The sequence below is a fragment of the Mesorhizobium sp. M1365 genome (assembly GCF_040317865.1).
In the GTDB taxonomy this organism is placed as follows: domain Bacteria; phylum Pseudomonadota; class Alphaproteobacteria; order Rhizobiales; family Rhizobiaceae; genus Mesorhizobium.
On the sequence record NZ_JAMYLG010000051.1, the window covers coordinates 1 to 16,955 of the forward strand.

Consider the following 16,955-nt stretch of genomic DNA (forward strand, 5'->3'; position numbering starts at 1 on the left):
CCTCTCCTTGTTCTCCTCCGTTTCCAACAACCCTCCCCCCCCCCCCCCTCCCGCCGCCCCCCCGCCGCCCCCACCCCTCCGCCGCGCCCCCTCCCCCCCCCCCCCCCCCCCCCCCCCCCCCCGACACCAACGAAACTGCAAAGCAATGAGGGGGTCAGTTCTTCGTTTCGCCCCAGGGGTCAAATCCTCACTTCGCTTGACACAATGCGATCGTGAGGAGCCAATGAGTAGGTCATGGCGCTTCCCTATGCCGGGGGCCTCGGATACGAAGGACACCATGTCCCAGCCTCGACGCTGATAGGAGCCCGCCACTAGCAGTTCATAGATGCCATCGTCCGGCTGCGATAGGTTCTTGGTCATCAGCCGTACAGCACGCTCCTCGGCGCCGTCGATCTCCCGAAAACCCGGCAACAGCTGCCCGATGCGCCGGATGAGCGGAGCGATCCGGTACCCCTCGGGCAGGAAGTAGTCCGGACGCAACTCTGGATCGGCATAGCGCCTCGCTTGGTGCAGGTACCAGGCGACCGTGTCACGAGGATCGAACAGCGGGACGCGGCGCCCCTCCGCCCACTCCGCCTTCGCGGCCTGGAACTTCGCCTCGACGGCGGTGGCGCGCGCCTGCCACTCGGCCGAGGGCACTAGGCCCTCAAGCCAGTCCGCGGCCGTTAAAACTGTTTCATCCCGCCAATCCTGCCCATGCCGCTGAGCAATCCACATGACGTCGGGGCCAAAGAGGTCGGGCATTCTATGAAGTCCACGTGCTTGCTGTTCTCTCCTTTTTTCATATAGGCGCGATACTTGGCGCGCTAGGCGTCAGGCGCCGAAGAACGACCAGTCCATCCCTGGCGCGAGGAAGGTCAGCGGGTTTTCGGGACCAAGAACATATTCGGGCCAGGCCCGGGCAAGGCGTTCATCGCGGCCGGATCGAGCAGTCTCTTCGCCGCCGCACTTCATTCATCGCCGCGCCGTGGAAGCCCTCAACCAACGCGATGATGGCGTCGGCGCCGAGCAAGCTCGGTACGGTCAGACGGACAGATGCCATATCGCTGCCGAGGCAGAGATGGACTAAATGTGGGTGCAGGTGGCGCGTCCGTTCGAGGAGATTACCCCAGGGGATCGGGAAAGGTGCTCCAGTAGATCCGACCGAATGTCCGTTTGCGCGGGATGGTCTCGATTTCGAGCTTTGCGCGCCCGAAATCGGGTGGAGGAGGAACGCCGGGCATTCAGTCAAAATCGCCCCTGGCCATGCCTTCCACCGCGGCCAACAGCGAGGCGTCATCGCCTTGTTGAAGGGCTCGAAGGCCGGTCCGGCCATCGAGGGCGCCATGGCGCGAGACCAGAAACCGATAGACGGCCCAGGCACTGTTGCCCAACATGGCATGCAGCGCCTGCAATGCCCCGAACGGACGACCGTTCTTGTCGAGCTGCCAGACAGGAAAGCGGAAGCCGCGTTTGGCGCCATCGATGCCGAGCACCTGCCCACTCTGCCGCCTGGCGTTGACTGTCACGCGCGAGGTGCCAAGCAACTTGGCGAAGGCTTCAGCGCTCAGCATCTCCTCGCCGGCGATAATTTCGGCGACACGCTTGTGGCCACGCGCGCGCGCTCCGGCAAGAGCCGCCTCGAGTTCGGCATCGGGCTTGCCTGTATCCTCGAGGGGAAACACATCCGAAGCGATCGGTTGCTCTTCGACCGGCGTGATCGTCTGCGCATCAGCCGCCGGATCGACCTCTACCCGGAACGATACGCGGTGGCCGATCTTGCGGCTGCGTGCGATCGCTTCCTGATAGCGTTCGAGCAATACCTTCTTGAAGTCTGCCTGTGCCGGCAGCTTTGTGGTGAAGCTCAGGGCGGCGACTCCCGCATCGGACGGGGTCCCGCTATGATTGCTGCGCTTTGGAACGGCCATGACAGCAACCTCCTGTTTCCATCAATGTGGACTCAGAATGCAAGTTCGTCAAGTTTGTTAAGTTCGTAAAGTGTGCGATGACTTTGCCGGACGGAAGTTCGATCACACGATCCCAGGCGCGAAACCTTCCCCTGCCCGTCATCTCGCGCAGGCCGAGCTCGCCGACCAGGTTGAGTGCCCCCTGTTTTGTCACTTTTAGCCGCTCCTGGATCATGCCGGTCGAGACCAGCGGCCGCGACAGCACCAGCTCGACCAGGTCTGGCAATTTTGAGCTGGGGCGTCGTTCACGAAGTCGCCGCTCCATCTGGCTTTTCGCCATCGTCAGGCGATCGTGCTCCTTCAAGCCAGCCAGCGCTGCGTCGTGGATCCCATCGAGGCAGGCCAGCAACCCGTCGGAACGATTGCGCGCCCTCCGCCGCTCCCGCGGAATGTTTTTCGCGCCGAGATGAAGGCAAGCGAGATGGTTATTTGAGACATAGGCCGAAACGATATCCGCCGTGATCGATACTACGTAGTTTGCACCGCCGTCTTCTGTAAGATCGACCATGTTCACTTCCTCTCAGATTGTTCGCGGATTTACAACTATGCCAAGCGAACCTATCCTTCGGCTTCCAATACTCCTTCCCACCCGGACTTAATAAGTAGGCGTATCTGCCGGTAATCGTTCAGTTCGAAAAATGCCGGCAGATGGCCTACTTTATTGGCCCATACAAGAAAGTCTTCGAAAGCCTGGCAACGTGATGATAAACCGCGACGAACTTCGTTATTGCCCGGGCAACAATTAATGCTGCCTCAAACTCGCTCACAGTGCTCCAGCCAATTGATCACCAGGTTGATGTCCAAGTCTCCATGACAGGGCTGAAGCATCTGAAAGAGACGAGAATCCTCTGTCGGCGGCAGAATGCCTTCGGCAGCCGCCGCAAACGAGATCGCGCAATCCAGCCAACCCCTGTGGAGCAGCTCGATCGCAGCCTGTATCCGCCTTTGCGACGACTGCTTCTTGCTCGTTTCGAGATCTGGCATCTCCACCTTCCCAAGGCTCGCCCATGGCCGTTTTGCCCTGTGCCGCAAACGAAAGTTCATCCGCCGCGCCGTAAATCCTGCAATGCCGCGCCGGCCCGCTGTGATCGGAATTGCCTTCTAGGGCACCTTCGCCCTCATCGCAGGCCGCCGAGACCTCTGCTACCAATGGACAGGGCAAGCAGGAAATTCAGAGGGAATTGCTCCGTTGACTGGCGGCTCGGGGAAATATTGCGTTACGATCTGAGCCCCGATCGCTGCCTCCTCGCCATAAAGCAATGCGATCAGTTTCAGCGCCTCGTCGAGGCCAGAGGATATCCCGCCGCCAGTAAGCCGGTTGCCCGATACGCAAAACCGGCGATGGCCATCATCAACCGTGATTTCTGGAAAACGGCGCAGGCAATCCACGAACCTCCAATATGTGGTTGCGGTATGCCCATCGAGCAGTCCGGCACGTGCCAGCAGGAGTGCCCCCCTCGCAAACCGAACACACCCACTTTGCATTCTCAGCGACTTGCCTGAGATAAGCGATATAGGGGGAGTTCGCGTCCGCCATCATATTGCCAAGCGCTATCGGACCCCCGCCGGGAACCCAAAGTACATCGAGTTCGGGCGCTGCTGCAAAGCTTGCATGGACTTCAAAGCGGACCTTGTTGAGGCTGAGCACGGATGCGCCGTCAATTGACAGAAGCAGAGGCTGCAGCCCCTTCTCTTCGTCTACCCAAGTAAACATCTCCAGCGGTCCCGCCACATCGAGCAGATTGATGCCATCATAGACAGGGATACCGAGCTTCATGCCGCACGCTCCTTTGGCTGTCGCCGGACAGCATCCTGCCCGTCGCCGAGCCCTGCCAGGAGCGACCGACGCCATCTGATCTCAAGAAGTATCCTTTGATTATGCCGGACATGTCTACTTGCGCCAAGGAAAACTATGCCGGGAAACGCAAAAAAGGCGAGCTCCGAAGACTACCCTTGTTTTTGCCCTCTATTTGGCCAATCATGTGCAGACTGCGCAGGGCATTGCGGGGAATTGCCCGTGATCGTCTCGCGGTATTCCACGGGGGGCGGCAGCATGATCCGGAAGAGCAAGAAAAAGCGCTATGCGGTGCTTCCTACAGCCGGCATCGTTGGAAAGGTCATGGATTCTGCCGTCTTTCGGGACGGCAGTGGAAAGTCGCTGGTCCACTTCACGGAGCAGCGGCTGCAGAGCTTCCACGGATTTGCCACTGCAAATACCGCTGTCACGGGCGCGGCAATGGCGGCAACCGAAATCGCCGACGCCGTTTCGGAACCCGATTTCGAGGTGATATCGCAACGCTTCGCGGATGGGCCGGCAATGGTTCGAATGACCGATGCCGCCAAGCTTGCCCTGGCGGCGAGCAACCCGGGCTTTAGGATTGTCCCGATCACAAGGTACAGCCTGCCGGGGTTCAAGCGGCCGAGGAAAGGCCAGCCTGCCGCGCTTCCGAGCGCGGTAACCGCCGTCGATGCCAGTGGCGCGGTCTTTCTTGCCGATGCAAAGCAGCGCTTTCTGGGGGGAGCCGATTTTGGAATCCACCAGAACGGCCGGAACGTCATCGTCGGCCTGATCGATAACGGGGTCGACAACACCCACCCGGCGCTGGCCGACGCGATAGCGCTGCTTCGCTGCTATATACCCGGCGTGAACGAAAATGCGGGAGGGCCGGTGAACTGGGGGCCGGCAAATGCCGACCGCGCCGGCCATGGCACCCATGTGGCAGGCATCATCGCCGCCCGTGCCGGCCATAACGGCCCAGCCGGCATTGCCCCAGAGGCGCGCATCATAAGCTACCGCGTCTTTCCCGATGACCCGGCACGCGTCAAAGGAGCCGAGAACCTTCCCATCATCGACTCGATCCGCGCGGCAATCGAGGACCAATGCCATATCGTCAATCTCAGCTTGGAAGGACCTTCGCTGAAAGACGACGGTGTGCGCACCGCCATCGCGGACGCATGGAACCAGGGTGTGGTCTGCATTGCCGCGGCCGGCAATGGGTTCGGCGCGCCAGTGAGCTATCCTGCGCAATTGCCGCCATGCGTAGCTGTCACCGCCATCGGAAGGGATGGCGCGTTCCCCAATATCCCGGAGCTTCTACAATATGTCAGCAATCAGCGCTCAACCATCGATCCGGCCGTGTTCTTGGCTTCGTTTTCCAATTTCGGCCCGCGCGTTCAGTTCACCGCGCCGGGACACGGTGTGGTCTCGACATTTCCAGGCGGCCAATGGTGGTTCAACTCCGGCACGTCGATGGCCGCGCCTTTTGTCGCGGGTGTTCTCGCGCTTCTGCTATCGGGCAACAACAACATCCTGAACATGGCCGGAACTGCGGAGCGCAGCACTGCCATGCTTCAAATGCTGATCGCGCGGGCCAAGCGGCTCAACCTGCCCCAGGTGGCGCATGAGGGGTACGGATTGCCGGCGTAGCGAGGGTGACCTATATTTACCCCTATTGAAAACCGATGGCAGGGTGCTCCAATGCGAAATGCTAAGTTGCTATTGTTGGAAGACTACAAGCCAGGCAAGGTGGTTGGTCCCGACTATCAAGGTCTTCGTGAACAACTGGCCACCCTGCCCGGCTTCGATAATGTCGAACTCACTCCAGCAGGCCGCTCGGGCGTGTTTGCCACGGTCCCGGCGCGCAATGAACTCGATCGCGAGCGCCTTAAGGAGCTTGTCAACGAGAAGGTTCAGGGCTGGCGGGTGATCGAGGAACAGTCCTACAATCTGCCCAACGCCGTCTGAGCGCGCGGCTGCGGCCGCAGGAAACGCAGGAACGGCGGCGCTTGCCACCGTGAGCATGCTGGAAAGGCGCTCCGGTCGGCAAACAATATGACAGCCGTGGCAGCCATTGCCATCGTATGTCCTTTTCCAACTGTCATGACCGCCACCATCCATGGCCAGCAAACGCCCGCGCACGTCAGGCCGTATGTCAGGCCAAAGATCAGGCAGTCACAGTCGGCGGCAATGCCGACAGCGCCCACATGGCGTGTTCGATGGCAGCGGTTGCGCATGGCCTGGCAAAGCGGCGAGGCGCTCCAGACCATGGAGGCCGCCATGGCTGCCGGCAAGGCGGCAAGGCCCAACAGGGACCGCATCGATATAGCGGCGGAAATGAGCAGCGGGCCCAGTGCGGCCCAGATGGTCAGGTAACTGGTGCAAAACAAAGCCACCGCTCTGGCGCGGCGCGTCCGGGGGCTCAATCTCCACACCACATTCAAGGGCTGCAAAAGCAATGGCGGCATCATGGCGGCCAGCATGGCGAGCCAGCCCGAAAAGAGGGCAATTATAGTCTCAGGGTCCAATAGAGCTGGAAAGTCCTTCAAGGCGACCCGGCTCAGGTCGCCGCACAGGGAAGAAAATTGCAGCGGGAAGGGAAAGGCAACAGAAACGCCAACCGCAGCTATGGCTGACGCAAACAGCATGGCACTAAGCGGGCTAAGGCGCATGATGGTTGACCTCGCCAACAGTCCTATTCGAAGGGCTGGCTAACAACGGTGACGTTATCGACCGAGATTTCCGACCGATTCGCCGCTGCCGGTTGCTCCACGCGCACTTCCAGCCGGTCAAGGCCGGTTTGCGCTTCCAGCATTAGAGCGCGTGCGGCATCGGTGATATCGATCGACACGCCCAATCCGTTTCCGGCATGGGCTCCGTTGGACTTTGAGGCCTTGGCAAGCCCGAACAGTGCGACGCTCTCGACTTCGATCGGTGCAATACTTGGGTGCCCGGCGGTCGCGGGCATTCCCAGATAGACGCGCAAGACACCGCTCGTCGTCGTTCCGCGGATATTCTCAAGATTGAGGAACAAGCGCTGTTGCACAGGCCCTGCCGCGATCTGGGCACCCTGCTGGGTAAGCACGACAGTAGTCGAATTCGGCGCCGCGCCCACCTTCAATTGTCCTCCGCTTGATCCGATGACTTGCGAAGCCGGCGGTGGCGCGTTCGAGAATGTTGCAGGCATCTGACCGCCTCCTGCTCCTGCGGCGGCGATCACGGCAGGAGCACCGGTTCCGATGGTGACTTCATCATAAGTAGGCGCAAGGCGCTTGCCAGGCAAGGTGTCCGCAGGCGTGAAGGTAGCGAGCGAGCCTGCGGCATCCGGCATTTCGAAGCTGCGCGGAGCCGGCCCCCCGCTCCAAGCCGCACCGTTCTCCTGGACGTTCCCCGTCCGGCCGAGCCACGCCTCCCAGAGCCGGTCGATGTTGCAGTGGTGGAGCCAGAAGATGGGGTCGAGAGCAGCAAAGTTGGGGTCGGTCATAAATCCGCCCGGTGTGATGAGGCCTCCCACCATCAGATGGACATTGTTGTGAGGATTGAGCTCCACAGCACCGCTGCCGCCTCCCCCGCTATGCCAAAATGGGGTAGCGGCACCGCCGAAGGCCAATGTTCCGGGTGCGGCGGTGAAGCGTGATTGCTTCATGGAGGCCAAGGTGATGTCGCTGATGGTCCCTGGCACCGGGCCCAGTACTGTCAAGCCGTGGCGCGGCGGGGCCGACAGAAAATTGGGCTGGCCGGAGGGGGTAAGTGGGTCGAGAAATGCCTGCGGTATCCGGCGGGCGTCGGGATTCGAGGTGTCGAGATAATTCCAGTAGGGCAGCGCCCAGCCATCGGGCCCGCCAATCTCGGCAATGGTCTTGGCAACGATCGCCTCGAAGGCCCACAGATAGCCGCGATGCCAAGGAAGGAAATACCACGTCTGGTGCTGGCACTGGTCCCAGATCCTGCGCCTCTCACCCGGCGGTGGAACATCCTCGGTCGGCCCGATTATGCCTTGTCCTCGCCAGTTGGACGGGTCGCCGTCGCCAAAGTCGCTAATTCCATGAATGGCCGCGAGGTATCTCCAGCTGGTGCGGTCGGTGACAGGCCGGGCAGACATTGCTGCCACCGCTCGAGCATACCATTCCAGGGTCGGATTCCAACCGGCTCCCAAGGCGGCGACGTCGCGGCGGACAGCCATGCTTATTCTCCTCGATAGATGAAATCACGATGCGGGAGCCCGGCGCCTGCCCCACGACCTCGGCGGTCGGGTTGCCGAAGCCATTTATCGGGCGAGCCCGAAAGCCCAGATGAAGTCTGTCTGCTGGAAAGCACTTGCAGATCTGTCGCCTTGAACCAGAAGGGATCGGGTGATCCGATCGGGCCTTCTGAGTTCTCCTGAGCGGCCTCGCCAACCAATTTGACGAAACCTGGAAACAGGACGCTGAGACCGCCGGCATCGGTGGAGGCGCGTGAATGGCAAGACATGCATGACGATGTCCGGACAAATCCTTTCTCGGTCACCGAGTTACCAAGCCGCGTGGGCTCGCCTGCCAAAGTGGTGAAATCAACCTGGGAACCTTTAAGGCAGTAATTGCCCCAAACCGCCTGGTCGAGGCCGGCTGCTGTGAAGATACCTGTCAGGGGCTCGGTCTTCTTGCAGGTTGCATCGGCTGGATAGGTGCCGCCGACCACCGGCTCGCCCTCAGCGCTTTGCAGAGGCGATGTCGAACTCACGGTGGCGCCATAGCTGTCGTGGCAGCCGATGAAATCGCAGCGACCGGCATTGTCGACATGTTCGAAGGTAGCCCAGCTCCAATTCGGAAGCGCCTTGCTGATGATGTGGAGGCCCACCAGCTTCCAGCTCTTGCCGTTGCAATCGACGCTGACGTGGTATCGCTTGCTGTCATCGGCCGACGCGGTGAGCCAGTCTGCCTTCACCTCGATCGATTCTGACGGCGCTATAATCGGCTGCCCGGACTTGAACCGATCAGCCAGGCCGGCACGGCTCCAGAGATTTTGCCCGACAATGAAATCAAATGTCGCCTTGTTCCGGCGCGTTTCCTGCTGATGAGGATTATTGTCCGGAAACGGTACGACGAACGGCTTGAAGGCTCTGGACCTCAGTGCGTTCAGCTGTACGTTCGAGCGCAGCCTTGCGCACGCCTTCTCAGGGTCGGGCCACATAGGAGCGCTGCCGGCAGGCAGCGACGCTGGCGCCGGGAAGGTGCCAGGATCATCGGCCCATGTCTCCCATATGGCCACACCGGGGCGGCTGGCCAGATGCGCATCCTTGTTGACATCCGCGAACAGACGCCAGTTGAATTCGTCCGGATGATTGATCGCCAACGCGGGGTCAACCGGAATGTTGCCAGGGTCGGCCAAGCTTGCGCCTGCCCCTAGCAGCATCGATACCACAACTGCTGAAAGGACTCGAGCAAAGGCTTTCATCGATACCTCCCCAAGTTACGGCTGATAGCCGCCGTCTATCCAATCGGAAAACAGCTTCACCTTCTCCGGGGGCCAGGCGGCTCCGGGAGGCATTTCGCCGGCGCTGAGCTTTGACAATACCCGCGCCGCGTTGGCGGGCTGCGCCATCCAGGCAAGGTCGGCAAGCAAGACGTGCCTTGCCCGCATGCAATTGATATCGACGGGCCGAAACAGCGGCACGATATCGTGGGCAAATCCAACCGCTTGCCCCGGCCTTGCCTCTAGAGGCGTGAACCTGCCGTGATGCTGCTCAAACGTCAAATCCGGGTTTGTGATGTTGGTGACGATGGTCTGCTTGGCGTAATCTTCAATATGGACGACCGTCGTCTTGTTAGCCTCCTGCCAGGTGACAAGATAGATGCCTGCGCTGATTTCTTCAGTCTTGATCGCCACTGTCTCGGAACCCAGCGGCGTGCCGTCGGCAGCCAGAACCGTATAGGTCAGCGAAATGTCCGAAGCGAAATCGAGCTGGACGCGAAACGCCGTGAAGTCGGCCAAATAAAGGTTGCCACTGCCTGGGAACGCCATGTCGCTAAACCCCTGCCCGGACGTCTAAGCCGCCCGCCAGCAATTCCGATACCATGGCCCACCAGACACGGCAGCCACGAAAATATCGGCCACTTACACAAGTCACACACCCAGCATAACGCCAATAATGCGGCGATGTTTTCTTCTATTACTTTAATTCTTGACTTCTGTGCAGTACTTTCGCATGCCAATGTAAAGAATTTTGCTGAAAAATGGAAGAGAAAACGGCATCATCGGCCGAAATATTTCTTGCTTGATGCCTATAGCCAGCAACTGCTTCACCAACGACAAGGCCGCTCCCGGCCCGCCAGATTTCGTCGGCTGAACCAGGTCCTCCATCCAGGTCTGTTGTTGCGGAAAGTTTGTTGCACCTCATAGGTTTGGCGCATTTTGGCGCTCGGCCTTGCCGACGACGCCGTTTAGGATGATCAGGCAGCAAAAGCCGTTCTCCAGCGCAACTGTAAGCAGGCCAGGCAGGCTCATGCCATCAGTTGCCTTCAACAGCAGCGAATAGACAATCGGGGCTCCGGCCAGTCCAAGCCACATGTCCACCGAACGGAATGTGCTTGCAAAGAAAAGCCGAAGGTTTGGGATTTGCGGCATGCCCATCTCCTTCATTGCCTTCAGCTCGCGGTAAAAGGATCCGCATATCACCCCCGCAATCGTGGCCGCGAAACTGAGTGCAAACCGAATGGTTCCTCCGCCGTCGACCGCCTCGAACATACCAAAGGACTGACCTCTCGGCGCAAGGAACCAATAGCTCGTGAAGCCAATGACGATGGCTGCCACCGTTGCTGCGATCTTCCAGTTGGCTGTGTTCATATCCCTTCCGCCTCCCTGCTGTTGCCCAACAATGTGATCACGGCTTCACGACAAATGCCTTGTGGGCACCCGTTGCGTAGAAAAGTACGTCTTGCGTGGACAATGCCACTATGTTCAGCCCGCCGGGATGGAACACGACGCTCGCCCGGCGGCGCGTAAGATCGAACGCGTAAACCGAGTCCCCATGGACATTGGCAACGATCCGATCCGGCGCCAGCCAGACCGTCGCCATCAGCAGAACCTCGCCATACGGCCAGCCATTGCCATTGCGCCAGCCCGGAACCGCGGCCGCGATCTCCGGATGGCAGACGATGGTCTCAGGCGGCGCGCTCGAGATCTTCCAGACGCAAATTTCGGCGCCCGTCACTTCAGGTCCCTGCGATTGCCAGCGGTCGCCAACGGCATAGTAGTCAATGCCGGCCGGCGTCGGAACGGCATGAAATTTGAGCCCGACCAGACTGTGCTCCAGCGGTTCCAGGTCGAGCCGATCGATCGAGAGCGCCGACAGGTTGTTTGCCTCGATGGATGCAACGCCGATCAAATGATCGGGCTCGCTCGTCAGATCGAACACCAGTGCATGCATCCGTCCATGGCCGGCACCGACAAGCATAAAGCCGGTCCTCTCGGGCAGGCCAGCTGCCGCAAGGCCATTGAGCAGTTTCTTGCTCTCGGGTTCCAGACCTTGGCCCGCGATTATCCCCGCCTCCAGGAGTGCCTCGACAAAGAGGGCGGGGGAGCGCGCCGATATCGTCCCGTCCCGCGGTGGCGAAGTCGCGGGCGCAACTAGCCGCAAATACAGATCTGATCCGACCTGGGACATGGCAGCGGCGTAAGCATCGCTTGCCTCTGCCGGATGGCTGGCTGGCTCGGCCCTCGGCGCTGCAGCGGCTGCAACAATCGGCGCTGCGCTGGCGTCCGCGTCGAATGCCTCAACCGAGCTGCGGTCGACGAGAAAGTTCGAGCGGTCCTTGCCGACGATCACGATTCCGCCCTTGTTGGAACTGACGGAGGAGATCGTATCGGGGACATGGATTTCCAACAATGGCCGCTTGGCCACATCGCTTATGCGCAGCAGCCCCTGCTGCACGAGCATGAGCCAGTTTGCCTGTTCCCGTTCAGCCAGGGATGTTGCCGCAAGGAACCCGAGGGTGCGCGAAAGGAAGGTCGGATGAGCCTCGTCGCTGTAGAATGGCGAATAGGGAACGGAGGAGAATAGCAGGCTGCGGTTGCTGTCGTCGACCATCTGGGCAAGCGCGCCCGTGAACCCCTCGTCGTCCACGTTGCTGGGGCCCGCGTAGCGTCCGATTGATCGGGACGTCTGGAAGTGTGCGCGCAGCGCCGCAAGCGCGAACAGATCAGCCTCGTTCTCGTATTTCTTGGCCACGCTGCCGCCCGCTGGAAATACGGTATCGAGCGACGTTCCACTGTTGCGGTGGAGGACGCGATGGCCGAGCTCGTGCAGGAAGACGAAGGAGAGATAGCCGTACGATCCCCCCACGTTACCGTCGAAAATCCTGATGTTGGCGTACATCTGTACCGCCTTGGCAGGCCTCACAATGTCGAGGTCGACAAAGATGGCGTCCAGCATGCTGTCATAGGATGCATTGCCCCTGCCATTCCCCGACATGGGCCGCGCCGTCGGCTTGGTGGTAAAGACGCGGATTTGATCTTTCGCGGCTCCTGCTTGGCCGCTGAATGGTTCGTTAAGCACAACCGGCAGTTTGACGCCCGCTGACGCCACGAGGTCCTGGAGCAGCTGTTGAAGCACAGCCGTCTCGGACAAGGTCAGGCCGCCAATCTCGCCACGCTGCAAGGCTGCATTTATGGCAAGGGCCCGCCGCTCCGTCGGCGAGCCATCGATGATCAACCACGATAGGGCCACAAGGCACAGGACAAGCAACAGTGCACGGGACCTCGCCCATGCCAGCAGCCTTTGCATCTCGACGCAGGCCGTGTCCGTCACGCAGTTCGCCATGGCCAAATGCTTCCAAGTCGCGTCGGCATGGGCATGAACCATTTTGAGCGGGCTGCCAGTCTAGACACCCGCAGGCAGGGATGAGTCGCCGTGGATGCTGCCTACATCGTCAGCATCGCCGGAGCTTGCCTGCGCGCCCATGCCGAAATGCGCAAATGCCTGCCAGGCTGAGCTAAGTGCGAGCTTGTGCGTGGCAGGCGGGATCTGGTTTGTCGTGGCGAGATCGTTGAGCGCCCGCAAAATGGCGTCGCGGGAATCGAGGAATGTTGGATTTGCCGGTGTCAGCTTCAATCCATCGGTTACGATCCTCCAGCTGAGGCGATAGCCTTGTTGATCGTTGCCCAGGGCTGCGCGGAGTTTGCGGGTCATCATCATCAAGGTAGCGCACCAGACTTCGCCGATGTCATGAGCTTCGGGAAACTGGGCCAGATCGCCGTATGTGAACGGATAGGCATCATCATAAGGTGCCCGCCTTATGCCCGCCGGCCGATCGGCGACCCATTCACCGGTCACCGTCTTTTCGCTGTTGCGGAAAAAGCTCTGGATCGTCAGGGCGTAGTAGTCGCTATACCCCTCCCCCTGGCCAGCGCTTTGCAGCTTGTCCATGGAGTTCCCGTTCAACCGGCCGCCGACCAGGCGGTTGGTGAGGCCATGGACATATTCGTGGAACACGACGTCGGCATCAAAAGCCGTATGGCGCCCGGTTTGAACGACCAACCCCATGTTCATCAGCGGCGGCAGGCCATCAGGTCCGGTGGCCATGTTCGCAGTCCCGTTTACCGCGCCGCTATGGGCGCGTGCCCGCACGGGATCCCTGTCGGAGCCCGTGCGGGTGAAATTCACCTGCTGGAAGTTGCCGCTGGCCTCGTCAAAGCCCAGGATCATCAGGAAGTCATGCATGTAATTGCAGAAATAGAAGATGTTCAGGAGCTTCTGGTCGTCGCCGTCGCCCTTTGTAGGATCGAAAACGATGACGCCATTCTTGGATTTTCCGGCCAGCGACGTGGTGGTCATATTGAGTGTAGCAATTGTCGAGTTGCCGATGGTCTTGTCGGCATCCACCCAATCTGCCGGAAATCCGCTGATCGGACTGCTTGGCATGGCCGGATAGTCGCTGAGCGGACGCGGGAATTCGATCAGCCGACGATCGGACACCCCAGGGCTAAACTCGAATACGCGGCCTTCAGCGGCCGCTCGCATTATTGAGCTCTTGCAGTAAAGGATCTCGCCTGACGTGCTATCGGCCGCAACCATCATCGTGTACTGGTCCGCGTAGCCCGGGAAGGTGAAGACAGCATGCCACGCTAGGCGTGCCATGCCAGGCTGATTGAAGATCAGCAGATAGGCCGGGATGGGGTTCTCAAACGGTCCCTTGTCCAGAACCGCAGCGCGCGAGGGCAGTGGAAAGCCCGCTACGACTTGGGGTTTGAAGTCCTTTATGTCGATTGTCGGGAGTGGCGCTTCCTGGCCGTATGCATCGCGCACTTTTTCCCCAGCACCCGTGGTTGCAAGGTGTTTGGCCATGGCGAGCACGGCATCTTCGATGGAAAGCTTCGGCTCTATATCGACGCCATCCGGGATGGCGGCTGTATCGCCTGTGGCATCCACAACGTCGCCGGTCGGGCTGAACCTGACTGTCCGCGACATCTGGAAGACGGTCAGGCCGCGATATTGCTGCTTAAGATGAATTGCCGCGGCGCCCGAACTGGTTCGCTGCACCACTGGATCGGGAGCAAACTCGGCGGGAGATCCGGCTGTGAAGCCGAGATTCGACGCCTGTGATCGGGCAAAGTCGAGGGCACGCTCCACCAAGGACCTTTGCGCCGGCGCCTGCCCGATGCTGGCAACGACCGCAGGCGATCCGGTAACGGCATTCCTGCGGCTTTGGGAAGCCCGTCCAGGTGGTGGTACCACCGTGGCAGGTTGAGCCGTTGCGTTCTGGCCGGCCGGCCGCAGCCGGGTATCAAGTTCGCGCGAAGTCGCCATGGTTCTCTCCGAAGGATTGAGGAGGCTGGAAGGTGCCGCGGACGTTTGCGTGGCCGATATCCACGCAGCGGCGCCGATCGCCCGGGTTATGTCGGCTGCAAATTCGGGGTCGACCACCGTGTCGCCGGGCTGGTGATAGTTGGGATTTTCCTCCGGCGCCGGCGCGTTCGTGCCAGGGCCGACAAAGAAGTCCTCGCAAACCACGATTGCCGGGTAGCCTTGGGCGTGGAACGCCGCATGGTCGCTGCGCCCCGCGGCAAGGTCGCCATCGGGGACTGTTGCGCTGTGATAGATCTGCGCCGGAGGAAGGTTCGGGGAGACGTCCAAGGCAACCGCCTGGATCAGCTCTGCAAGCGCGCGTGATTGACCTTCGACCGATGGCGAGGCCTCGAAACCGGCATGAGCTTCCCAGGCGCGTGGCTCAAGCTTGTTGTAGCCGATCATATCCATCTGCAAGACGGCAGCGATCGTTTCGCCGCGCGCCTTGGATCGGCGCGCATAGGCCTGGCTGCCGATCAGGCCCTGCTCTTCGGCGTTGAAAAGCACGAACCGGGCCGTTCGCGCCAGTTGTCCGGTCGAGGCGAGATCGGCAAAGCGCCTGGCGACCGCGAGCACCGCCGCCATGCCGCTGCCATCGTCGTCGGCGCCTGGGGCCGGATCTGTTTCAGGCGCGTAGGGTTCATGGAAGGCGGCCGTGGAATCGAGATGCGCCGTGACCAACACGAGCTCCGGCGACAGTCCGGGCAATTCCGCCTCGACATTGGAAAGCTCCAACCCGACATGGCTGAAGCGATGGAGCGTGACTTGCAGCCTGCCCTGCCCCGCGCTCTCGAGATCAGCGGCGGCCTGGGCGACCGCGCGCGCGTTGTCGGCATGGCGGATGTGCCTGCTTGCAATGGGTGGAGCACCCGCTCCATCAAGGGGAGCCGCCCCGCTGTATCGCTGGATGATGCCGAGAACCTCGCGGGCATCAATGGTTGCGAAGGCTGCGGCAGCAGCCTGCGATATTGAAGGCTTCCCAAGGGCAAACGCGCTCGGCGCGACGATGGCTGGGACTTGCTCCCATATCAGCGGATCCGGGCCAAGCCTGAGATTGTGTCCGTGGCGCGCGCCCTCAAAATGGAAAGTGTCCAGTTTGTTGATGGCGTCGGGCGGGAACGCCGCGACAATCCCTTCAGGGGTCGCAGAAACGATCAGGTGCTCCATTCCAGCTGGACTGAAGACCCGTGCCGCCTCGCCCTTTCGCGCCAGAAAACCCGACCTTTCGGCGACATCGTCGCGAAGCAGATAAAGGTCGCTGGTCAGCGGCAGGTCCGGCTCGCCGAGGAATTCGACTGCAAACCGCATGTCTGCCAGTTCCAACGCGGCCCGCTGGCTCGCCAATCCGTAAACCACTGTCCCATCGGGCCCAAACATCTGCATCGGCACGAACCCGGATTTCTGCAGTTCCTGGCGCCAGGGCGCGGTCGCCTTGCCGCGTGGGACACTGACCCTTAGGAATCGCAGTGCCTGTCCCGCCAGCACGTCTTTGACCAAGAGAGGATGAGGGCAAACTTGCCATCCTGCGGACGCGGCCACTTCGCGCTCGCGGGCGTCCTCGCCGACAAACAGGCATCTGGCCGGCGAGCGCGCCAGGCCGGCGCGCCTTGCTGCCCGCTTGAAGATTTCCGGGATGCTCTTGGTTACAGGCGTGCCGTCCTTCAGAGGCTCCTCCTCGCCGCTATAGACGATGAGATCGGATGCCAGGCCGTCAAGCAGACCGGTGGGCGCCAGCACGGCATTGATGGTCGGCCCCTTCTCCTGGCCCGTGTTGGAAATGATGCCCAGCTTCAGACCTTGGGATTTCAGGCCAGCAATGACCGGCCGTGAGTAAGGAAACGCGTCGAAGCCCGTGAGACGGGGCGGCGACCCGCCTATGACGGGCGTGCCAAGTGTATCGCCGAGGTCGAAGAAAACTGCCGCAATCCTGGTTTCTGGCATGAAGCACCCCTATCGGACCGGCCGCAGTTTTTCCTGGCCTTGCCCCATTCATCATGTGCCGCGGCCGGAGCTGCGCTCGAAGGTTGCGCGCAACCGGCCGGCAACTGCTCTACGCTCAGTCGAGCCTGGTCATAGCTCCCTCGAATCTGGACAGTCCGGTCGTGGGGTCTGTGATGTTCGTCACAATCCGGTTCAGGCGGTAGTCTTCCAGGTGGACGACCGTGGTCTTGTCGGATTCCGTCCAGGTGACGAGGAAGAGGTCGTCACGTACGGGGTCGATCGCAACCGTCACCGTCTCTTGCCCGACATGCTCGCCCTTTGCATTGAGATTGTAGTAGGTCATGGAGGTTTCCGACGCGAAGACGAGCTCAACGCGGAATGCCTTGAAGTCGACAAGATACCGGTGACCGACGGCTGGGAATTTCTCTGGCATGGCAGGCCTCCGTTAAAAGCGCTTTTACCTCAAGTC

16 protein-coding genes and 1 pseudogene are annotated in these 16,955 nt (G+C 60.9%); 2 read left to right on the forward strand and 15 right to left on the reverse strand.

All coding sequences use genetic code 11. From position 1 onward, the window contains the following. Positions 1-910: 910 nt before the first annotated feature. The 5 genes from NKH04_RS29605 to NKH04_RS29625 all read right to left on the reverse strand — a co-directional run bounded on the left by NKH04_RS29605 (position 911) and on the right by NKH04_RS29625 (position 3,723). Positions 911-1,042 (reverse strand): hypothetical protein, encoded by a 132-nt coding sequence (locus NKH04_RS29605; protein ID WP_353045388.1) that lies wholly within the window; start codon positions 1,040-1,042, stop codon positions 911-913. 181 nt (positions 1,043-1,223) lie between these two features. Then, complete coding sequence (locus NKH04_RS29610; RefSeq protein WP_353045389.1) at positions 1,224-1,907, reverse strand: XRE family transcriptional regulator; 684 nt, start codon at positions 1,905-1,907, stop codon at positions 1,224-1,226. Then, a complete protein-coding gene (locus NKH04_RS29615; RefSeq protein WP_353045390.1) occupies positions 1,879-2,454 on the reverse strand; it encodes a helix-turn-helix domain-containing protein in 576 nt (191 codons plus the stop codon). Before NKH04_RS29615 ends, NKH04_RS29610 begins: the two co-directional genes overlap by 29 nt. A 245-nt stretch (positions 2,455-2,699) precedes the next feature. Continuing rightward, a complete protein-coding gene (locus NKH04_RS29620; RefSeq protein ID WP_353045391.1) occupies positions 2,700-2,930 on the reverse strand; it encodes a hypothetical protein in 231 nt (76 codons plus the stop codon). A 367-nt stretch (positions 2,931-3,297) separates the two neighbouring features. Further along, entirely contained in the window at positions 3,298-3,723 is a 426-nt protein-coding gene (locus NKH04_RS29625; protein WP_353045392.1) for a DJ-1/PfpI family protein, read from the reverse strand. A gap of 276 nt (positions 3,724-3,999) precedes the next feature. Between NKH04_RS29625 and NKH04_RS29630 the strand changes: the two genes are divergently transcribed. Together NKH04_RS29630 and NKH04_RS29635 are read left to right on the forward strand one after the other, a co-directional pair. Continuing rightward, the gene (locus NKH04_RS29630; protein ID WP_353045393.1) at positions 4,000-5,373 is read left to right on the forward strand and encodes a S8 family peptidase; all 1,374 of its coding nucleotides are present in this window, start codon (positions 4,000-4,002) and stop codon (positions 5,371-5,373) included. A 75-nt stretch (positions 5,374-5,448) separates the two neighbouring features. Continuing rightward, on the forward strand, positions 5,449-5,691 hold the full coding sequence (locus tag NKH04_RS29635; protein ID WP_353045394.1) for a hypothetical protein: 243 nt from the start codon (positions 5,449-5,451) through the stop codon (positions 5,689-5,691). On the opposite strand, the gene NKH04_RS29640 is transcribed toward NKH04_RS29635, so the two are convergent. The 10 genes and pseudogenes from NKH04_RS29640 to NKH04_RS29685 all read right to left on the reverse strand — a co-directional run bounded on the left by NKH04_RS29640 (position 5,667) and on the right by NKH04_RS29685 (position 16,919). Further along, complete coding sequence (locus tag NKH04_RS29640) at positions 5,667-6,395, reverse strand: copper chaperone (protein ID WP_353045395.1); 729 nt, start codon at positions 6,393-6,395, stop codon at positions 5,667-5,669. The genes NKH04_RS29635 and NKH04_RS29640 overlap by 25 nt on opposite strands. Before the next feature lie 23 nt (positions 6,396-6,418). Then, on the reverse strand, positions 6,419-7,906 hold the full coding sequence (locus NKH04_RS29645; RefSeq protein WP_353045396.1) for a tyrosinase family protein: 1,488 nt from the start codon (positions 7,904-7,906) through the stop codon (positions 6,419-6,421). Positions 7,907-7,908: 2 nt separating this feature from the next. Next, positions 7,909-9,156, reverse strand: a complete 1,248-nt coding sequence (locus tag NKH04_RS29650) for a hypothetical protein (protein ID WP_353045397.1) — start codon at positions 9,154-9,156, stop codon at positions 7,909-7,911. A 15-nt stretch (positions 9,157-9,171) separates the two neighbouring features. After that, positions 9,172-9,723, reverse strand: a complete 552-nt coding sequence (locus tag NKH04_RS29655; protein ID WP_353045398.1) for a MoaF-related domain-containing protein — start codon at positions 9,721-9,723, stop codon at positions 9,172-9,174. A 153-nt stretch (positions 9,724-9,876) separates the two neighbouring features. Beyond that, positions 9,877-10,062: a hypothetical protein gene (locus tag NKH04_RS29660; RefSeq protein ID WP_353045399.1), complete on the reverse strand. Its 186-nt coding sequence runs from the start codon at positions 10,060-10,062 to the stop codon at positions 9,877-9,879. A gap of 33 nt (positions 10,063-10,095) precedes the next feature. Next, a complete protein-coding gene (locus NKH04_RS29665; protein ID WP_353045400.1) occupies positions 10,096-10,545 on the reverse strand; it encodes a hypothetical protein in 450 nt (149 codons plus the stop codon). A 37-nt stretch (positions 10,546-10,582) separates the two neighbouring features. Beyond that, positions 10,583-12,520 carry an ImmA/IrrE family metallo-endopeptidase gene (locus NKH04_RS29670; protein ID WP_353045401.1) on the reverse strand — a complete coding sequence of 646 codons (1,938 nt, stop codon included), beginning with the start codon at positions 12,518-12,520 and terminating at the stop codon, positions 10,583-10,585. A gap of 60 nt (positions 12,521-12,580) precedes the next feature. Then, on the reverse strand, positions 12,581-15,712 hold the full coding sequence (locus NKH04_RS29675) for a M20/M25/M40 family metallo-hydrolase (RefSeq protein ID WP_353045409.1): 3,132 nt from the start codon (positions 15,710-15,712) through the stop codon (positions 12,581-12,583). Between the two features lie 366 nt (positions 15,713-16,078). Beyond that, positions 16,079-16,486: pseudogene (locus NKH04_RS29680) on the reverse strand (HAD family hydrolase); the annotation flags it as partial. A gap of 115 nt (positions 16,487-16,601) precedes the next feature. Then, positions 16,602-16,919, reverse strand: coding sequence for a MoaF-related domain-containing protein (locus tag NKH04_RS29685; RefSeq protein ID WP_353045402.1), 318 nt, complete (start codon positions 16,917-16,919; stop codon positions 16,602-16,604). Positions 16,920-16,955 lie beyond the last annotated feature (36 nt).

Coding starts and splice junctions, on each gene's coding strand:
- NKH04_RS29605 (WP_353045388.1), bottom strand. CDS start 1,042: ATGGCATCTGTCCGTCTGACCGTACCGAGCTTGCTCGGCGCCGACGCC.
- NKH04_RS29610 (WP_353045389.1), bottom strand. CDS start 1,907: ATGGCCGTTCCAAAGCGCAGCAATCATAGCGGGACCCCGTCCGATGCG.
- NKH04_RS29615 (WP_353045390.1), bottom strand. CDS start 2,454: ATGGTCGATCTTACAGAAGACGGCGGTGCAAACTACGTAGTATCGATC.
- NKH04_RS29620 (WP_353045391.1), bottom strand. CDS start 2,930: ATGCCAGATCTCGAAACGAGCAAGAAGCAGTCGTCGCAAAGGCGGATA.
- NKH04_RS29625 (WP_353045392.1), bottom strand. CDS start 3,723: ATGAAGCTCGGTATCCCTGTCTATGATGGCATCAATCTGCTCGATGTG.
- NKH04_RS29630 (WP_353045393.1), top strand. CDS start 4,000: ATGATCCGGAAGAGCAAGAAAAAGCGCTATGCGGTGCTTCCTACAGCC.
- NKH04_RS29640 (WP_353045395.1), bottom strand. CDS start 6,395: ATGCGCCTTAGCCCGCTTAGTGCCATGCTGTTTGCGTCAGCCATAGCT.
- NKH04_RS29645 (WP_353045396.1), bottom strand. CDS start 7,906: ATGGCTGTCCGCCGCGACGTCGCCGCCTTGGGAGCCGGTTGGAATCCG.
- NKH04_RS29650 (WP_353045397.1), bottom strand. CDS start 9,156: ATGAAAGCCTTTGCTCGAGTCCTTTCAGCAGTTGTGGTATCGATGCTG.
- NKH04_RS29655 (WP_353045398.1), bottom strand. CDS start 9,723: ATGGCGTTCCCAGGCAGTGGCAACCTTTATTTGGCCGACTTCACGGCG.
- NKH04_RS29660 (WP_353045399.1), bottom strand. CDS start 10,062: ATGGAGGACCTGGTTCAGCCGACGAAATCTGGCGGGCCGGGAGCGGCC.
- NKH04_RS29665 (WP_353045400.1), bottom strand. CDS start 10,545: ATGAACACAGCCAACTGGAAGATCGCAGCAACGGTGGCAGCCATCGTC.
- NKH04_RS29670 (WP_353045401.1), bottom strand. CDS start 12,520: ATGGCGAACTGCGTGACGGACACGGCCTGCGTCGAGATGCAAAGGCTG.
- NKH04_RS29675 (WP_353045409.1), bottom strand. CDS start 15,712: ATGGAGCACCTGATCGTTTCTGCGACCCCTGAAGGGATTGTCGCGGCG.
- NKH04_RS29685 (WP_353045402.1), bottom strand. CDS start 16,919: ATGCCAGAGAAATTCCCAGCCGTCGGTCACCGGTATCTTGTCGACTTC.